The sequence below is a fragment of the Williamsia sp. SKLECPSW1 genome (genome assembly GCF_054332755.1).
Genome location: NZ_JBTGLI010000002.1, coordinates 734,959 through 752,435 on the forward strand (window position 1 = coordinate 734,959; position 17,477 = coordinate 752,435).

Genomic DNA, 17,477 nt, shown 5'->3' on the forward strand with positions numbered 1-17,477 from the left:
TCACCAGTGAGTCGCACCACGCGTGCTCCGTGTTACGGCGATGTGACCGACGGTCGGAGGAGAACGGTCAGCGACGTGCCCCGCGGCCGGCGACCTTCGGTGCCCCGCGCCGCCCGGGCCCGTCGGGACGCTGGGACCGCGACGACGACCGCTGGCGTGGCGGCCCCTGGTCGGGACCGATGTTGATCGCCTTGTTGTTGATGCGCGTACGTCGCAGCGACTCCAGGGTCTCGCGCCCCAGGTCGTCGGGGAGTTCGACGAGGCTGTACTCGTTGCGGATGCTGATGTGGCCGAAGTCGGCCCGGGTGAGGCCGCCCTCATTGGCGATCGCCCCGACGATCGCGCCCGGCGTGACGCGGTCCCGCTTGCCGACGGCGATCCGGTAGGTCGCGAACCGCGGCTGCCCCTCGCGGCGGGGACGTTCTGGCCGATCGCCGCGCTGGGCGCGCTCACCCGCCGGCGGGTCGGGCCGGAGGAAGAAGCCGCCGTCACGCGTCTCGAGGGCGAGCGCCGCGGCGATGTCGGCCATGGCGACGTCGTTCTCGCGGGCGTAGTCCTCGACGAGCTTGCGGAACGTGTCGAGGTCGTCGGAACCGAGGTTCTCGGTGATCGACTCCCCGAACTTCGCCACCCGCTGGGCGTTGACGTCGTCGACGCTGGGCAGCCCGATCTCGGTGAGGGGCTGGCGGGTCGCACGCTCGATCGCCCGCAGCATGTGGCGTTCCCGTGGGGACACGAACAGCAGCGCGTTGCCCGACCGTCCCGCGCGCCCGGTGCGACCGATGCGGTGCACGTAGGACTCGGTGTCGTGCGGGATGTCGTAGTTGACGACGTGGCTGATGCGGTCGACGTCGAGCCCGCGGGCGGCGACGTCGGTGGCGACGAGGATGTCGATCGATCCGCTCTTCAGCGACGCGATGGTGCGTTCGCGCTGTGCCTGCGGGATGTCTCCGTTGATGGCGACGGCGGAGAACCCGCGTGCCCGGAGCTTCTCGGCGAGTTCCTCGGTCGCGGACTTGGTCCGGACGAAGACGATCATCGCGTCGAACTGCTCGACCTCGAGCACACGCGTCAGGGCGTCGAGCTTCCGCTGGTGCGACACCTGCAGATAGCGCTGGGTGATGTTCTGTGCGGTCGCGGTCTTCGACTTGACGGTGATCTCGACCGGCTTGTCGAGGTACTTCTGGGCCAACCGTCGGATGGCGCTGGGCATGGTGGCGCTGAACAGCGCCACCTGCTTGGAGTCGGGGGTGTCGGCGAGGATGCGTTCGACGTCCTCCGCGAAGCCCATCGTGAGCATCTCGTCGGCCTCGTCGAGGACGAGGAACTCCAACTGCGAGAGGTCCAGGGTGCCCTTGTCGAGGTGATCGATGACACGCCCCGGGGTGCCCACCACGATCTGGGCGCCACGACGGAGACCCGACAGCTGCACCGAGTACGACTGGCCGCCGTAGATGGGGAGCACGCGGACCTCGGGCAGGTGCGCCGCGTACTTGCCGAACGCCTCGGAGACCTGGAGCGCCAGTTCCCGTGTCGGCGCGAGGACGAGGGCCTTGGGCGCCTTGCCGTCGGTGGTGATGCGCGAGAGCACCGGGACGGCGAACGCGGCGGTCTTGCCGGTGCCGGTCTGCGCGAGTCCGACCACGTCACGCCCCGCCATCAGGGGCGGGATGGTCTCGGCCTGGATGGGCGACGGCGTCTCGTAGCCGACGTCCTCGAGAGCGCGCAGCACCGGGAACGCGATGTCGAGATCCGCGAAGGTCACCCCCGGCGTGGGGTCGTCTCCCGCACGCTGGTTGCCACTACCCGACTCACTGCCGTCCACCACACACTCCGCTGTTCCCGACCACCCGGCCGTCGATTCGATCGTGTCGAACCGTTGCCCTTCACTCCGCGGTGAGCTGTGTCCGACCTGCCCACAGCACTCTAGTCGCCGACCCCCCGGACGGACGCATCGCGACGACGCGTCCCACGGCCCGAGTGGCCGATGACACACCCTGTCGAAAATGTTTCATCGCTCGTTGCTACGGTTCTGGGAGTCACGCCGCGGGTAATCTGGGTCACATCGTCGCCCCGACCGGATTGTCCGACTCGGCGGGCGACCATTCACGATCGGAGGATCCCCCAGTGACCGCAGCAGCGACCAGCCCGCACGAGATCGTGGTCGACGACGACACGATCATCGTCGACCGTCCGATGCGACTGCGCGAGGAGCGTGGATCGCTGCGGCTGTTCCGGCGTCGCGTCGACGGTGTGTGGAACGACGTCACCGCCCGCGAGTTCGCCGACCAGGTCGACTCCGCCGCCAAGGGACTCATCGCCTCGGGCGTCGAGGCGGGTGACCGTGTCGCGATCCTGTCGTCGACCCGGTACGAGTGGACCGTCCTGGACTACGCGATCTGGCGCGCCGGTGGCGCGACGGTCGCGATCTACGAGACCTCGGCGTCGGACCAGGTGAAGTACATCCTCACCGACTCGGGCACGACGATGTTCCTCGTCGAGTCCGGTGCCCAGCGCGACAGCCACCAGAAGGTGATCGACGAGGCCGGTCTCCGGGAGACCCTGGTCATCGACGACGACATCCTGGGTGAACTCGGCCGTCGCGGCGCCGACGTGGACGACGCGGAGCTCCAGCGTCGCCGGTCCGGCATGCGCGCCTCGGACATGGCGACCCTGATCTACACCTCGGGCACCACGGGCAACCCGAAGGGCGTCGCCCTGACCCACGCGAACTTCCTCGGTGAGTGCGAGAGCGTCCGCCAGACACTCGGACACGTCATGGGTGAGGGTCGCTCCACCCTGCTCTTCCTCCCCCTCGCGCACGTCTTCGCGCGCATGGTGGCCGTCGGAGCCATCGAGAGCGGCGTGGTCCTCGGTCACACCAACGACATCGCGAACCTGCTCACCGACTTCGAGAAGTTCCAGCCCAGCTACATCCTCTCGGTGCCGCGCGTGTTCGAGAAGGTCTACAACAGCGCGAAGCAGAAGGCCTACGACGGCGGCAAGGGCAGGATCTTCGACCGCGCCGCCGACACCGCGATCGAGTACTCGCGTGCTCTGGAGAAGGGATCCCCCGGCTTCGCCCTCAAGGCGAAGCACGCCGTCTTCGACAAGCTCGTGTACGCCAAGCTGCGTTCCGCGCTCGGCGGACAGTGCGAGGACGCCATCTCCGGCGGGGCGCCGCTCGGCGAGCGGCTCGGGCACTTCTTCCGCGGCATCGGCATCCCGGTCTACGAGGGCTACGGCCTCACCGAGACCACGGCGGCGGTGACCGTCAACTCGCCTGAGGCGCAGCGCATCGGCACCGTCGGGCGCCCGGTCGCCGGCGCGGCGGTGAAGATCGCCGACGACGGTGAGGTGCTGCTCAAGGGCCCGATGGTGTTCTCCGGCTACTGGCACAACGACGAGGCCACCAAGGACACCTTCGACGGCGAGTGGTTCCGCACCGGCGACATCGGCACCCTCGAGGACGACTACCTCAAGATCACCGGCCGCAAGAAGGAACTCATCGTCACCGCGGGCGGCAAGAACGTCTCCCCCGCCCCGCTCGAGGACTCCATCCGTGCACACCCGATGGTCAGCCAGTGCCTCGTCGTCGGCGACAACAAGCCGTTCATCGCGGCGTTGATCACCATCGACGCCGAGGCGGCGCCGGGATGGCTCGAGCGGCACTCGCTGCCCGCGGACACCTCCATCTCGGATCTCGCGACCAACGAGGATCTGCGCGCGGAGATCGACGAGGCCGTCAAGCAGGCCAACACCAAGGTCTCCAAGGCCGAGCAGATCAAGAAGTTCACCATCCTCGACAGTGACTTCACCATCGAGTCGGGCGAGATCACCCCCACGATGAAGCTGAAGCGCAACGTCATCCACGAGGCGCACGGCGCCGAGATCGAGAAGCTCTACACCAAGAGGTAGGCCGCGACACCGCACGACCCACGAGGTGGGTGCCCGACCATCGTCCGGCACCCACCTCTGTCGTGAGCCCGGCCGCAGGCCCGTCCGACACCACACGTCCGTCGTCCCAGGAGGATTCAGTGATCTTCATCGTCGTCCGGTTCCCGGTGAAGCCCGAGCACGCCGACGAGTGGCCGTCTCTCGTCGCCGAGTTCACCGCAGACACACGCGCGGAGCCCGGCAACCTCTTCTTCGAGTGGTCCCGCAGCCTCGAGGACCCCACCGAGTACGTGCTCACCGAGGGATTCGCCGACGATGCCGCGCAGGCGCACGTCGGCAGCGCTCACTTCCGGAAGGCCGTCGACGAGCTGCCGAGGTACCTCGCCCGCACCCCGAGGATCATCAGCGAGAAGATCGGTGCCGACGACTGGGGCCCGATGGGCGAGATGCAGGTCGACTGACGGTCCGGCCCACCGCGGGACTCAGGGCGCCCCGAGGAAGTCGACGATCAGCCGATCGACCTCGTCGGGACGTTCCACCTGCAGGAAATGCCCTGCGCCCGTGACGATCTCGACCGCGCTGCCGTCGGGGAGGACGTCGCCCACGGCGGCGGTGTAACCCACCTGCATGCACCCGTCCTCGGCACCGTGCAGGTAGAGCAGGGGCACGACGGGCGCCTTGCGCCAGTAGTCCTGCAGCTCGCGGTAGCGCGCCGCGGGACGGCGTGGCCGGACCTGCGCGCGGTAGTACCCCAGGGCGGCCCGGCGGTGGTCACGATCGGGCAGGGAGTCGAAGACATGCGGCAGGTCCTCGCTCGGGTCGTGACCCGGTGACCAGTCGCGCCACAGGCGCGGGATCAGCCGGTCGAGTGATGCCTCCGCCACCCGGGGGATCTGGTTGAACGCCATGTACCAACTCATCCGGGCCTGGCGCGCGAGCATGCGGGCCGTCTCCGCGGGCGACGCGACCGACCGGGTCATCGCCGGGACCGGCGGCACCGCCATCGACACGACACGCCGGAACGGCGACCGAGGCCACGCGGCGATGCCGTTGGCGGTCACCGCACCCCAGTCGTGCCCGACCAGCACCGCGCGCTCGTCACCACCCAGCTCACGGTGCACGCCGATCACGTCGTGCATGAGCGCGCCGACGTGGTAGTCCCCGTCGGCCGGGATGTCGCTGGGGGCGTAGCCGCGGCTGAAGGGCGCGACGACGCGGTACCCGCGCTGCGCGAGGACGGGGCCGAGATGACGCCACGACCAGGCCGAGTCGGGGTAGCCGTGCAGGAGCACCGCGAGGGGTCCCCCCTGCGGCCCCCAGGTCAGTGCGGCCAGACGCAGTTCGGGCAACGTGATGTCGATCCGGCGGGGCTCGCTGGTCATCGCCTCAGCTTATGAGACGCCCCCGGTGACCCGAGCGTGCACCGGAGCGCGCGGGCCGGCGGCGCGGTCGCCCACCCGTCCGAATCGCAGCGCCGGGTCGCGCAGTCGACGTCTCCGCAGGATGAACACGTCGTGGTAGTAGCTCATCCCGAGTTGCCAGGGTCGCCGCCCGCCCGCACGCGGGAAGCTGTCGATCGACCGGGTGATGTAGTTGGCCTCGCAGTCCAGCAGAGGCTGCGTGTTCAGGTCCGCCGGTGCGACCGGGACGAAGGTGTCGTGACCGTGTCTGCGCATGTGCCGGACAAGCCGCCGGAAGTGTTCGCCGACGAGGTCGGCCTTCAGCGTCCACGACGCGTTCGTGTACCCGATCGTGAACACCAGGTTCGGCAGGCCGCTGAGCATCATCCCCTTGTAGGACAGCGTCTGCGGGATCGGTCTCTCGACGCCGTCGACGGAGAGCGTGATCCGCCCGAAGGCGAGCATCTGCAGGCCCGTCGCGGTGACGACGATGTCGGTGGCGACCACCTCCCCGGATGCCATCACGATCCCGTCGGCGCGGACATGGTCGATGGTGTCGGTGACGATCGAGGCCGACCCGTCCGAGAGCACCCCGAACAGGTCCCCGTCCGGCGCGAGGCACATCCGCTGGTCCCACGGGTCGTAGCGGGGCGTGAAGTGCCTGTCGAGATCGAAGTCGTCGGGCAACTGACCCGCGTTCTCCGATCGGATGACCCCGCGCATGCGGTCCGGCCACCGGCGGCATGCCTGATAGAGCGCGGTGTCGATGGCGATGTTCTTCGCCCGCGTGACGGCCGAGGCCGCGCGCCGCCCGACGAGACGCGCGAGCCGCTCGTCCGACGCGTCACGGCTCGGGAAGGACATGACGTACGTCGGTGACCGCTGCACCATCGTCACGTGTTCCGCGGCCCGTGCCAGTGCGGGCACCAGCGTGATCGCCGTCGCACCACTGCCGATGACGGCGACGCGGCGGCCCGAGTGGTCGAGATCGTCCGGCCACCGTTGTGGATGGACAACCGGTCCGTCGAACCGGTCGAGACCGGGGATGGGTGGCTCGTGGCCCCGTTCGTGGTCGTAGTAGCCGGTGCACAGGTAGAGGAAGCGTGCGCGGATCACCACCGGTTCGCCGTCGCGGTCGGTCGCGCTGACGGTCCACCGGGCGGTGGCGGTGTCGAAGTCGGCAGCGGTCACCCGATGGCCGAAGCGGATGTGGTCGAGCGTGCCGTCGCGACGGGCGGTCGACTCGATGTAGTCGCGGATCCGGGCGCCGGACACGATGGAGTCGGAGTCGGTCCATCGGTTGTGTCGGTAGCTCAGGCTCTGCATGTCGGAGTCGCATCGGACGCCCGGGTAGCGGAAGAGGTCCCACGTACCCCCGATGCGTTCCCGCGATTCCATCACCACGAAGCCGTCGCCCACGGCCTCGCGCGCGTGGTGGGCTGCACCGACGCCGGACAGGCCGGCCCCCACGATCGCCACCTCGACCTCGATCGGCGTCACCCGGCCCCCTCGCTCACCGTCGCGCCGCATCCGCGGCAGCTGCTCACCGCAGCCTGACAGGCCATGAGGGATCCGGCACCGGGTCGAAGGATCGCTGGGACCGGCCACAATCGACGGCGACGATCGGAGGTGACGAGTCGAACGGTGCGCAAGAGGAGACTCGAACTCCCACGGGTTGCCCCACTGGAACCTAAATCCAGCGCGTCTGCCAGTTCCGCCACTCGCGCGTGTGCAGGGACACCCTACCCGCGTGTGCAGCGCACACCCCTGGTCGGCCGACCAGGCGCGATCGGGCTCGCGGTACCGTCGACACGTGAGCAGTACACGCCCCCGTCGACACCGACCGGCACTGATCGTGCTGGTGGTCGTGGCGTTCGTCGTGTGCCTGGGCCTGGCCTGGTGGCAGTGGACGCGGTTCGAGTCGTCGTCGGGTTCCGGCCAGAACCTCGGATACGCCCTGCAGTGGCCGGCGTTCGCGGCGTTCTTCGTCTACGCCTACCGTCGGTTCGTCGTGCTCGAGAGCGACCCCGAGGAGGTCGCGAAACTCCACCCCGGCAGCCACGGCCCGACCGAGGTCAGCGCGGACGTCATGCCGCCGCGGCCCGAGCAGCGGTCCATCCGGGTCGACGTCGACGACGACGCCTCCCCGGAGGATCGCGCCCACGCGGAGTACAACAGGTACCTGTCCGAGCTCGCTCGCCGCGACGCACGGTGACATCCATCCGCCGATCGACCCAGGAGATGCTGTGAGCAGCTCGGATCCCACCACCACGACCACCTCGGAGCCGGCGACGCAGTCGACGACGAAGATCCGCGGTGCGCTGCTGCGGTATCGGGTGTTGGCGTGGGTGACAGGACTCTGGCTGCTGTTGCTGGTCGTCGAGCTGATCGTGAAATACGGGTTCGGTGTCGACTCGCTGGACTTCGTACCCGTGGTCCACGGCTGGGTCTACTTCGTCTACCTGATCATGGCCATCGACCTGTCCATCCGGGTCCGCTGGCCGATCGGCAAGACGGTGGTGACCCTCATCGCGGGCACCATCCCGTTCCTGTCGTTCTACTTCGAGCACATCCGCACCCGCGAGGTGCGCGCGCAGTTCGACGTCTGACCGCACCTCGCGCGACCGCCCCACCTCCCCGCGACCCCACGGTCGCGCCGGACGGTGATGGTCGCGGGAGTGCTGTCAGGACCCCGCGCCGAGCCCGTGGAGGGCGGGTAGGAGTTGGACCAGTGCGCGCGAGCGGTGACTCAGCGCGTCCTTCTCGGCGGGCAAGAGTTGCGCCGCGGTCCGACCGGCGACCGATCCGCCCGATTGCTCGTCGTCGTCGGGCACGAAGATCGGGTCGTATCCGAAACCGTTGTCGCCCAGTGGTTCGCCGACGATTCGACCGCGCCACTCCCCTCGCACGACATGCCGACCGCCCGAGGGGGTGACCAGTGCGCACGCGGACACGAACGCCGCGCCACGCCGCCCGTCGGGGACGTCGGACATCTGGGCCAGCAGCAGTCGCAGGTTGGCCTCGTCGTCCCCGTGTCGCCCCGACCACCGGGCGCTGAGCACCCCGGGCATGCCGCGCAACGCGTCGACCTCGAGCCCGGAATCGTCGGCGAGGCAGGCGAAGCCGGTCGCAGCGCATCCGTCGACGGCCTTCACCAGCGCGTTCTCCTCGAAGGTCGCGCCCGTCTCCGGGGTCTCCGGGAACGGCGGCACCTCGTCGAGACCAATGATCGCGATGCCCGAGATCCCCTCGGAGGTCACGAGACGTCGCATCTCGGTCAACTTCTTGGCGTTGCGGCTCGCGACGAGCAGCGTCGTCGTGGCGGGACCGCTCACACGCCGGGCGCGGTCGGCAGAGGCGATCCGAGGGCCTCCCGCTGGGCCTCGAACAACTTCTCGGTGCCCACAGCCGCCATGTCCATCATCTTGTCGAGGGTGGCCCGCGAGAACGTCGCGCCCTCACCGGTCCCCTGGATCTCCACCAGCGTCCCGGCGTCGGTCGCGACGACGTTCATGTCGACCTCGGCCCGCGAGTCCTCCTCGTAGGGCAGGTCGAGACGGACGCGGCCGTCGACGACGCCGACACTCACCGCGGCGATCGCGCACGAGATGGGCTGCGGATCGGCGAGCAGGTTGCGCTCGTTGAGCAAGGCCACGGCGTCGACGAGGGCGACGTAGGCCCCGGTGATCGCCGCCGTGCGGGTACCGCCGTCGGCCTGGAGGACGTCGCAGTCGAGGGCGATGGTGTTCTCGCCCACCGCGGCGAGGTCGATGCAGGCGCGCAGCGAGCGGCCGATGAGTCGGCTGATCTCCTGCGTGCGGCCGCCCACCTTGCCCTTCACCGACTCGCGCTGCGAGCGGGTGTGGGTGGCAGCCGGGAGCATCGCGTACTCGGCGGTCAGCCATCCGAGACCCGAGCCGCGCCGCCACCGCGGGACACCCTCCTCCACGCTCGCGGTGCACATCACCCGGGTGCGTCCGAACTCGACGAGCACCGACCCGGCGGGGTGGTCGGTGAATCCACGGGTGATCCGGATGGGCCGCATCTCGTCGTCGGTGCGACCGTCTGCTCGTCTGCTCACGCGGCCAACTCTAACGACGCCGCGGACGGCACCGTGGGAGTGCCGCCGGTGCGGGTCCGTACGCCGGTCATCAGACCTCGAAGACCTGGCCTGGTCGTGCCACGTCGAGGGGCCCGTCGTACTCGGCCTTCGCCTCGGCGACCACGTCGTCGACCGCGGTCCACGGTGGGATGTGGGTGAGGATCAGGGACTTCGCCCCTGCGCGCGTCGCGATCCGTCCCGCCTCCGTACCGGACAGGTGCAGACCGGGGGGCCGTTCGTCGGGAGCGTGCGTCCACGAGGCCTCACACAGGAAGACGTCGGCATCGCGTGCGAGGTCGACCACGGCGTCGCATTCCGCGGTGTCGCCGCTGAAGGCGAACACCCGGCCGTCCGGGTCGACGATGCGCAACCCGTAGGTCTCCGGCGGATGCAGTACGCGGTGGGGGGTCACCGTCAGCGGACCGACCGCGACGGCCTCCCCGTCGACCCAACGGCGGACGTCGAACGTGTCCGCGATGTCGTCGATCTGACCGGCGTACTCCGACGACGCGGCCCCGATCCGCAGCCCCGTCCCCTCGGGACCCCACAGCGGGACCTTCAGCGAGGCCGGCACGGGGTGGTAGCGACGCCAGACGAGCAGACCGGGCAGGTCCAGACAGTGATCGGCGTGCAGGTGGCTCAGCATCACGGTCACGTCGTTGGGATCGTGCACTCGCTGCAGCGCACCCAACACCCCCGGCCCGAAGTCGAGGACGACGGGCTGGTGGCCGTCGACGGTGAGCAGGTACCCCGATGCCGCACTCTCGGGGCCCATCACGCTCCCCGAGCTCCCCAGGACGGTCACTCGCATGCCGTTCACTGTGCCACGTGACGCCGACCACAGCGACGAGCCTCGCTCGACACGTGCGACCGGACCGGCCTAGACAGGGTGCACCGCGCCGAGCGCGGGGCCGAGGAACCGGGCCGCGAGACGGGCGAACGAGTCGGGGTCGCCGGTCGCGGTGAAGTCGCGACGAGCGGTGCGGTCGCCGTGGGGTCGCAGCGCGTCCTGCTCGGTGAGCACCCGCAGGACGTCCTTCGCCGTCTCCTCCGCGCTGGACACCAGGGTGACCTCGTCGCCCATGGCGAGCTGGATCACCCCGGACAACAACGGGTAGTGCGTGCAGCCGAGGACCACCGTGTCGACCCGGGCCTGCTGCAGCGGTTCGAGGTATCCCTGTGCCAGCCCGAGGATCTGGCGGCCCGAGGTGATGCCGCGCTCGACGAAGTCGACGAAGCGGGGGCATGCCACGGTGGTCAGCTCGATCCCGGCCGCCGCGGCGAACGCGTCGTCGTACGCACGGGAGGCGATGGTCGCCGCCGTACCGATGACCCCGATGCGGCCGGTGCGTGTGGTGGCGACGGCCCGCCGCACCGCCGGCAGGATCACCTCGACGACCGGGACCGGATACCGCTCTCGCGCATCGCGCAGACAGGCCGACGACGCGGTGTTGCAGGCGATCACCATGACCTTGACCCCGCGGTCCGCGAGATCGTCGCCGATCGCGAGCGCATGCCTACGGATCTCGGGGATCCTGAGCGGCCCGTACGGGCCGTGCGCGGTGTCACCCACGTAGAGGATGTCCTCGTCCGGGAGCTGGTCCACGATGGCCCGCGCGACGGTGAGCCCGCCGACACCGGAGTCGAAGATGCCGATCGGGGCGTCGTGCCGTGCGTCGACGACGGGCCCGGTCACCGGCCGTGCTCGGACAGGGGTGTGGTGCCCGCCGTGACGGCTCGCCGGCGACGACGGTCGCGTCCGGCGAGCGCCCACGCCGCGACCACACCGCCGATCGCGCCGAACAGATGCGCCTGCCACGAGATCTGCGGCTGCCCGGGGACGACGCCCCAGAGCACCGACCCGTACACGACGAGCAGCAGCAGTCCGATCCCGATCTGCGCGGGCGACCGGTTGAACAGTCCGCGGACCAGCAGGAACGTCAGCCAGCCGAAGATGATGCCGGACGCTCCGATCGTCACCGCGTTGCTCGGCCCGAAGAGGAACACACCGATCCCGGAGAACGCCCAGACCACCAGGGTCGTCACGACGAATCGCCGAGCGAGGAGCAGCAGGAAACCGAGGACGGCGGCGGGGACCGCGTTGGACGTGAGGTGGTCGAACCCGGCGTGCAGGAACGGGGAGGTCAGCACACCCCACCAGCGGTCCGCGTCACGGGGATGGATGCCGTCGTCGTCGAGGCGGTTGTTCGTCGCCGCGTCGACCGCCTCGATCGCGTAGAGCGCACCGATCACGACCGCCATGACGACGGCGGAGCGGATCCACAGCGCCCGGCGCGGCTCCCGACCGGGGCCGCCCGCACCGGTCGTGCCGGCGCCGACAGGTGGGAAACCGCCCTGGGACGGTCCGGTGGAGACCATGGGCACGCACTCCTCGAATCGGGTACCCCGAGGATACCGACGCGTGGCCGCGGACTCGGTGCGCTGTTCGGCACCCGAGAGCCCCGGCGTCCGATCGTCTCAGTGTCGGGTTGCCGAGGGCAGCACGTCGCGGTACGCGGGGATCCCCGCCACGGCGGTGGCGGAGACCACGGCGTCGACGATGGCCCGCCGGGTCACGACCGCCGCCGCGGCACCGATCCGCGCGACCGACGCCACCGCCGGGTGCATCCCCGGTGGGATGTCGGCATGCGACGGCGGGTCGACGGCGCCGGTGGCGACGGCGAAGACGGTGTCGCCGTCGAGCGGTGAGTGCGCGGGACGGATCGCCTCGGCGAGGCCGTCGTGGGCGGACATGGCGACACGACGCGTCGCGGCCGGGTCGAGCCTGGCGTCGGTCGCGACCACGCCGATGGTGGTGTTCAGGACCGTCGCCTTGGCCCGCAGCTCGCTCAGCGCCGCGATCTCCTCCCGCGACGGCGGGACGAGACCGTGCAGTGCCAGTTCGTCGGGTGCGGCGTCCCACGGCAGACCGGTCCGCGGGTCGAGGACGTCGCCGACGGGGTTGGCGACCATGATCGCCGCGACGGTGACCACGTGGTCGTCGCCGAGGTCGACGGTGACCGACGCGGTGCCGACACCGCCTTTGAGCACGCCGGCGCGGGCCCCGGCACCGGCCCCGACCGATCCCCGACCGGCGTCGGACCCGGCCGCGGCCAGCGCCGCACGCCCGAGGTCGGCGTCGGGACGGTTCCGCCACCCGCCGACGGGGAGGTCGAACACGACGGCGGCGGGAACGATGGGCACGACACCGCCGCGGTCGTCCATGCGGAGCCCGATCCCGTCGTCCTCCAACCCGGCCATCACGCCGTCGGCGGCGGCGAGCCCGTACGCGCTGCCCCCGCTGAGGACGACCGCGTGCGCGGTCTGCACCGTGTTGACGGGGTCGAGCAGGTCGGTCTCGCGCGTGCCCGGACCACCCCCGCGGACGTCGACCGCCGCAACCGATCCCGACGGGAGCGTCACCACGGTGACGCCGGTCGCCCAGCCCGAGCCGGGTGTGTCGGGCGTCGCCACCACGGCGTCGTGGTCGATCCGATGGGCGTGGCCGACACCGACGCCCCCGACGTCGGTGACGGCGCCGAGTCCGCTCACGTGGTCGACCGGGCCGCGGTGCGCGTCATCGGGCGCCCATCACGGCCACGACGAGCAGCTCCTGCACCACGGTGAGCCAGTGGTAGACGTCCAGATGCGCGGCCTGCGGGTCGTCGGGTGGGAGGTGATCGGGTGTCGTCTCGGTGACCCCAAGCATCGCACCGAGGGCCAGACGCACGTCGTTGATCGCGGTCATCCACTCCTCGGCCTGCGCCCGCGAAAGGGAGACGTCGCCGCCGCCCTGCGGCAACGTCTCGAGGACGGTCCGCAGCGCGCGGGACTTGGCCTCGATGATGTGCGGCTCGTGGACACTGCGCAGTGCGCCGTTGAGGTCACCGGTGACGGCGTCGGCCGCGAGGTGGCGGTCCTGGTCGGGCCGGTGGAAGTCGGGCAGCAGCCGTCCGAGCGTGGCGTCCTGCGGGGCCGACGAGTGACCGACGGTGATCCCGGTCATCGCGGCGAGCTCGTCGTCGGGGGCGGTCGAGGCGCGTTCGTCGAGCAGTTCGGTCATCGATGCCACCAGCGACGCGATCAGCTCGCTCTCGTGCCCGTCCAGGCGGCTCGTGATCCGCATCGACTCACCGCGACCACGTCGCTTCCAGTTCTGCACCGGCTCAGCTGTCGCGCTGCATCGTCGCCCACAGACCGGCCGCGTGCAGTTTGCGGACGTCGATCTCCACCTTGTCCCGATCGCCGCTGGACACCACGGCCTTGCCCTGGGTGTGCACCTGCATCATCAGTTCCGCGGCGCGGGTCTCGGAGTAGCCGAACAGCTTCTGGAACACGTAGGTGACGTAGCGCATCAGGTTCACCGGGTCGTCCCACACGATCGTGACCCAGGGTCGGTCGTCGGAGGTGTCCGCATCGGCCGTGTCGGGGTCGGCGACGGCCGCCCCACCCGGGGTAGCCTCGTGCCGTCCGTCGACCGCGACGGCACCTGTCCGTGACGGTCCGGAATGGGCCGCACGACACCGGTCGGGGCGTGCGCCTGCGGTCGGCCTCAGTCCGCGCATGGCCACAAGGGTAGGTGATGGTGAGCATCGAGAACACGGCTCTGTTCACCGATCGGTACGAGCTGACGATGGTCTCGGCGGCGCTGCGCGACGGCACCGCGGACCGCCGGTGCACCTTCGAGGTGTTCGCGCGGCGTCTGCCCGACGGCCGCCGATACGGGGTCGTCGCGGGCACCGGTCGGCTGGTCGAGGCGCTCGCCGGGTTCCGCTTCGACGCCGACAGCCTGACGGCGCTGCGCGAGTTCCTCGACCCCGACACGCTCACCTGGTTGGGCGACTACCGCTTCTCCGGGTCCATCGACGGATACCGCGAGGGCGAGCTGTTCTTCCCGGGGTCACCGATCCTCACCGTCCGCGGAACCTTCGCCGAGGCGGTCGTGTTGGAGACCGTGATCCTGTCGATCCTCAACCACGACAGCGCCGTGGCGTCGGCCGGCGCACGCATGGTCAGCGCGGCCGCCGGCCGACCGATCATCGAGATGGGGTCGCGCCGCACCCATGAGTCCGCCGCCGTCGCCGCGGCCCGGGCCGGATATCTCGCAGGCATGGCGTCGACGTCGAACCTGGAGGCGACGCGGCGCTACGGCGTCCCCGGGGCCGGCACCAGCGCCCATTCGTTCACCCTCGCCCACACCGGACCCGACGGCCCGGACGAACGCGCCGCGTTCGCCGCCCAGGTCGACGCACTGGGGGTCGGGACGACCCTTCTCGTCGACACCTACGACATCACCCAAGGCGTCGCGACGGCGGTCGAGGTGGCCGGCACCGACCTCGGGGGTGTCCGCATCGACAGCGGGGACCTCGGTGTGCTCGCCCGGCAGGTCCGTGCGCAACTCGACTCCCTCGGCGCCCACCGCACCCGGATCGTCGTCTCCGGCGATCTCGACGAGTACGGCATCGCCGCGTTGCGCGCCGAGCCCGTCGACGCCTACGGCGTCGGCACCCAGCTGGTCACCGGCAGCGGCGCGCCGACCGCGGGGATGGTCTACAAGCTCGTCGAGGTCGACGGCATCGGGGTCGCGAAACGTGCCAGCCACAAGGAGTCCCGCGGCGGGGCGAAGTCCGCGGTGCGCTCGGCCCGCGAGACCGGGACCATCGTCGAGGAGATCGTCTACGCCGCGGGCGCCGAGCCGCCGTCGGTACCCGGCCTGACCGTCCGACCGCTGCAGATCCCGCTCGTGCGCGACGGCGAGCCCGTCGGCGGCCTGCCGACACTCGCCGACGCCCGGGCACACCTCGCCGACGCGGTGATCAGCCTCCCGTGGGAGGGCCTCGGCCTGTCGTCCGGTGACCCCGCGATCCCCACGCGGTATCTCCTGCCGTGACGGCGATCCCCCCGGTCGGCGACCTCCTCGCCGACGCCGTCACGGCGCTCGGCGGCACCCGCCGCGACGGCCAGCTCGCGATGGCCTCGGCGGTCGCGAACGCCATCGACACGGGCGAACACCTCGCCGTGCAGGCCGGCACCGGCACGGGCAAGTCGCTGGCCTATCTCGTCCCCGCCATCCGGCACGCCGTCGAGTCGGGATCGACCGTCGTGGTGTCCACCGCGACCATCGCCCTGCAGCGCCAACTCGTCGATCGCGACCTGCCGCGCCTGGCGAAGGCGCTCACGAAGCCGCTGGGCCGCGAGCCGGTGTTCGCGATCCTCAAGGGCCGGGCGAACTACATCTGTCTGAACAAGATCCACTCCGGCGAGGCGCAAGAGGAGACCGGCGAGCTCTTCGACCCGTTCACCTCCTCCCGCGTCGGGCGGGAGGTGGTGCGGCTGCGGGAGTGGGTCAGCGACACCGAGACCGGTGATCGGGACGACCTGCCGACCGCGGTCATCGACCGCTCGTGGCGCCAGGTCAGCGTCAGTGCCCGCGAGTGTCTCGGCGCGAGTTCGTGCACCTACGGCGCCGACTGCTTCGCCGAGAGGTCGCGCGGGCGCGCCGGGAGCGCGGACGTGGTGGTCACCAACCATGCGATGCTCGCGATCGACGCCATCAGCGGCTTCAACGTCCTCCCCGAGCACGACGTGGTCGTCGTCGACGAGGCCCACGAACTCGTCGACCGGATCACGTCCGTCGCGACCGCCGAGATGGCGTCGGCGACGCTGGGGATGCTCGCCCGTCGGTGCGGCAAGCTGGTCGACGACGAGATCGCCGACGACGTCGCCGGGGCCGGGGAACTGCTCGCCCGTCTGCTCGACGAGACCTCGCCGGGGCGGTGGTCGCGTCTTCCCGACGGGGCCGCCGCGGTGTTCGCCGCCGTCCGCGACCGCTTGTGGCGGGCACGGTCCGCGATCGGTCCCGCACAGGCCGGCACGGACTCCGCGGCCGCGGCGGCACGGTCGGCCGCGATGACCGGACTCGACGAGGCGCACGACACCGCGGTGCGCATCCTCGGCGCGTTCGACGACCCGGACGAGTCGCGGCGACGCGATGTCGTCTGGGTGGACGAGGACACCGTCAAGGACGACCGCCGCCGGGTCCTGCGGGTCGCTCCCCTGTCGGTGGGTGGGCTGTTGCGGTCGTCGCTGTTCGCCGACGCGACGGTCGTGCTCACCTCCGCGACGCTCACCATCGGCGGGAACTTCGACGCACTGGCCGCCACCTGGGGTCTGCCGATCGCGGGTCGCAGCGCCGCCGAGGTCGTGCCGCCGACGACGTCGGGCGGCGGTCCGCCGGGTACCGACGAGTCCGTCTACGCCCTGTCGGACCTGACCGCCTCGGGCAAGACCGTCCCGTCGGACGCGGCGTCCGTGCGGTGGACGGGCGTCGACGTCGGCTCGCCGTTCGACCACGCCCGGTCGGGGATCCTCTACGTCGCCACCCACCTCGACCCGCCCGGCCGGTCGGGGATGTCGAGCGCCACCCTGGACGAGATGGTCTCGCTGATCGAGGCGGCCGGCGGGCGCACACTGGGGCTGTTCTCCTCCACCCGCGGCGCGAAGGATGCGGCGGCCGCCGTCCGGGAACGGGTCTCGCTGCCGATCCTGTGCCAGGGCGACGCGCCGACGGGTCAGCTGGTGCAACGCTTCGCCGACGACGAGGCGACCTGCCTCTTCGGCACCCTCTCGCTGTGGCAGGGCGTCGACGTCCCCGGCCCGTCGTTGTCGTTGGTCCTCATCGACCGGATCCCGTTCCCCCGCCCCGACGATCCGCTTCTCGTCGCCCGCCAGGGCGCGGTCGCCGCGCGCGGCGGCAACGGGTTCCTCGCGGTGGCGGCGCACCACGCGGCGTTGTTGCTGGCCCAGGGCACTGGTCGTCTGCTGCGCAGCACCGACGACCGCGGTGTGATCGCAGTCCTCGACCCGCGTCTGGCGACCGCCCGGTACGGCGGTTTCCTGCGCGCCTCGTTGCCGCCGTACTGGCAGACGACCGATCCCGCCGTCGTCCGCGCAGCGCTCGCCCGGCTCGGCGACCGCTCCACCGTCTGACGCCGCGCGCCGGGGCGTCCCCGCCGGGGACGCCCATCCCCTACGGTTGAGCCCAGAGCAGGAGCGCGGGGGTCCCCGCGTCTCCACGG

At 70.9% G+C, this 17,477-nt stretch carries 17 protein-coding genes and 1 tRNA gene; 6 read left to right on the forward strand and 12 right to left on the reverse strand.

From position 1 onward, the window contains the following. Nucleotides 1–67: 67 nt before the first annotated feature. A complete protein-coding gene (locus tag ACXVUM_RS19240) occupies nucleotides 68–1,825 on the reverse strand; it encodes a DEAD/DEAH box helicase (RefSeq protein ID WP_458523503.1) in 1,758 nt (585 codons plus the stop codon). 302 nt (nucleotides 1,826–2,127) lie between these two features. On the opposite strand from ACXVUM_RS19240, the gene ACXVUM_RS19245 reads away from it, so the two are divergent. Next, on the forward strand, nucleotides 2,128–3,918 hold the full coding sequence (locus ACXVUM_RS19245) for an AMP-dependent synthetase/ligase (RefSeq protein ID WP_458523504.1): 1,791 nt from the start codon (nucleotides 2,128–2,130) through the stop codon (nucleotides 3,916–3,918). A gap of 119 nt (nucleotides 3,919–4,037) precedes the next feature. Next, nucleotides 4,038–4,358, forward strand: coding sequence for a putative quinol monooxygenase (locus ACXVUM_RS19250; protein WP_458523505.1), 321 nt, complete (start codon nucleotides 4,038–4,040; stop codon nucleotides 4,356–4,358). Between the two features lie 21 nt (nucleotides 4,359–4,379). On the opposite strand, the gene ACXVUM_RS19255 is transcribed toward ACXVUM_RS19250, so the two are convergent. The 3 genes from ACXVUM_RS19255 to ACXVUM_RS19265 form a co-directional block, all read right to left on the reverse strand. Continuing rightward, on the reverse strand, nucleotides 4,380–5,279 hold the full coding sequence (locus ACXVUM_RS19255) for an alpha/beta fold hydrolase (RefSeq protein ID WP_458523506.1): 900 nt from the start codon (nucleotides 5,277–5,279) through the stop codon (nucleotides 4,380–4,382). Between the two features lie 9 nt (nucleotides 5,280–5,288). Further along, nucleotides 5,289–6,797 carry a flavin-containing monooxygenase gene (locus ACXVUM_RS19260; RefSeq protein WP_458523507.1) on the reverse strand — a complete coding sequence of 503 codons (1,509 nt, stop codon included), beginning with the start codon at nucleotides 6,795–6,797 and terminating at the stop codon, nucleotides 5,289–5,291. A 145-nt stretch (nucleotides 6,798–6,942) separates the two neighbouring features. Beyond that, nucleotides 6,943–7,024, reverse strand: a tRNA-Leu gene (locus ACXVUM_RS19265). An 86-nt stretch (nucleotides 7,025–7,110) separates the two neighbouring features. Here ACXVUM_RS19265 and ACXVUM_RS19270 point away from each other — a divergent pair. Next, nucleotides 7,111–7,512 carry a transcriptional regulator gene (locus ACXVUM_RS19270; RefSeq protein WP_458523508.1) on the forward strand — a complete coding sequence of 134 codons (402 nt, stop codon included), beginning with the start codon at nucleotides 7,111–7,113 and terminating at the stop codon, nucleotides 7,510–7,512. 31 nt (nucleotides 7,513–7,543) lie between these two features. Continuing rightward, the gene (locus tag ACXVUM_RS19275) at nucleotides 7,544–7,906 is read left to right on the forward strand and encodes a DUF3817 domain-containing protein (protein ID WP_458523509.1); all 363 of its coding nucleotides are present in this window, start codon (nucleotides 7,544–7,546) and stop codon (nucleotides 7,904–7,906) included. A gap of 75 nt (nucleotides 7,907–7,981) precedes the next feature. Here the strand turns inward: ACXVUM_RS19275 and ACXVUM_RS19280 are convergent, their stop codons facing one another. From ACXVUM_RS19280 to clpS, 8 genes are all read right to left on the reverse strand, one after another. Further along, a complete protein-coding gene (locus tag ACXVUM_RS19280) occupies nucleotides 7,982–8,632 on the reverse strand; it encodes a non-canonical purine NTP pyrophosphatase (RefSeq protein ID WP_458523510.1) in 651 nt (216 codons plus the stop codon). Then, a complete protein-coding gene (gene rph, locus ACXVUM_RS19285; RefSeq protein WP_458523511.1) occupies nucleotides 8,629–9,378 on the reverse strand; it encodes a ribonuclease PH in 750 nt (249 codons plus the stop codon). The genes ACXVUM_RS19280 and rph overlap by 4 nt, the downstream gene beginning before the upstream one ends. Before the next feature lie 70 nt (nucleotides 9,379–9,448). Next, entirely contained in the window at nucleotides 9,449–10,210 is a 762-nt protein-coding gene (locus tag ACXVUM_RS19290) for a cyclic nucleotide-degrading phosphodiesterase (RefSeq protein WP_458523512.1), read from the reverse strand. Between the two features lie 69 nt (nucleotides 10,211–10,279). After that, nucleotides 10,280–11,095: a glutamate racemase gene (gene murI / locus ACXVUM_RS19295; protein WP_458523513.1), complete on the reverse strand. Its 816-nt coding sequence runs from the start codon at nucleotides 11,093–11,095 to the stop codon at nucleotides 10,280–10,282. Beyond that, the gene (locus tag ACXVUM_RS19300) at nucleotides 11,092–11,778 is read right to left on the reverse strand and encodes a rhomboid family intramembrane serine protease (RefSeq protein WP_458523514.1); all 687 of its coding nucleotides are present in this window, start codon (nucleotides 11,776–11,778) and stop codon (nucleotides 11,092–11,094) included. The genes murI and ACXVUM_RS19300 overlap by 4 nt, the downstream gene beginning before the upstream one ends. Before the next feature lie 99 nt (nucleotides 11,779–11,877). Further along, a complete protein-coding gene (locus tag ACXVUM_RS19305; RefSeq protein WP_458523515.1) occupies nucleotides 11,878–12,951 on the reverse strand; it encodes a P1 family peptidase in 1,074 nt (357 codons plus the stop codon). Nucleotides 12,952–12,976: 25 nt separating this feature from the next. Further along, complete coding sequence (aosR, locus tag ACXVUM_RS19310) at nucleotides 12,977–13,561, reverse strand: oxidative stress transcriptional regulator AosR (protein ID WP_458523516.1); 585 nt, start codon at nucleotides 13,559–13,561, stop codon at nucleotides 12,977–12,979. Nucleotides 13,562–13,565: 4 nt separating this feature from the next. After that, on the reverse strand, nucleotides 13,566–13,964 hold the full coding sequence (clpS, locus tag ACXVUM_RS19315; protein ID WP_458523517.1) for an ATP-dependent Clp protease adapter ClpS: 399 nt from the start codon (nucleotides 13,962–13,964) through the stop codon (nucleotides 13,566–13,568). A 20-nt stretch (nucleotides 13,965–13,984) separates the two neighbouring features. On the opposite strand from clpS, the gene ACXVUM_RS19320 reads away from it, so the two are divergent. After that, a complete protein-coding gene (locus ACXVUM_RS19320) occupies nucleotides 13,985–15,289 on the forward strand; it encodes a nicotinate phosphoribosyltransferase (protein WP_458523573.1) in 1,305 nt (434 codons plus the stop codon). Continuing rightward, nucleotides 15,286–17,388 carry an ATP-dependent DNA helicase gene (locus tag ACXVUM_RS19325; protein WP_458523518.1) on the forward strand — a complete coding sequence of 701 codons (2,103 nt, stop codon included), beginning with the start codon at nucleotides 15,286–15,288 and terminating at the stop codon, nucleotides 17,386–17,388. Before ACXVUM_RS19320 ends, ACXVUM_RS19325 begins: the two co-directional genes overlap by 4 nt. The last annotated feature ends 89 nt before the right edge of the window (nucleotides 17,389–17,477 follow it).

Coding starts and splice junctions, on each gene's coding strand:
- ACXVUM_RS19255 (WP_458523506.1), bottom strand. CDS start 5,279: ATGACCAGCGAGCCCCGCCGGATCGACATCACGTTGCCCGAACTGCGT.
- ACXVUM_RS19290 (WP_458523512.1), bottom strand. CDS start 10,210: ATGCGAGTGACCGTCCTGGGGAGCTCGGGGAGCGTGATGGGCCCCGAG.
- ACXVUM_RS19300 (WP_458523514.1), bottom strand. CDS start 11,778: ATGGTCTCCACCGGACCGTCCCAGGGCGGTTTCCCACCTGTCGGCGCC.
- clpS (WP_458523517.1), bottom strand. CDS start 13,964: ATGCGCGGACTGAGGCCGACCGCAGGCGCACGCCCCGACCGGTGTCGT.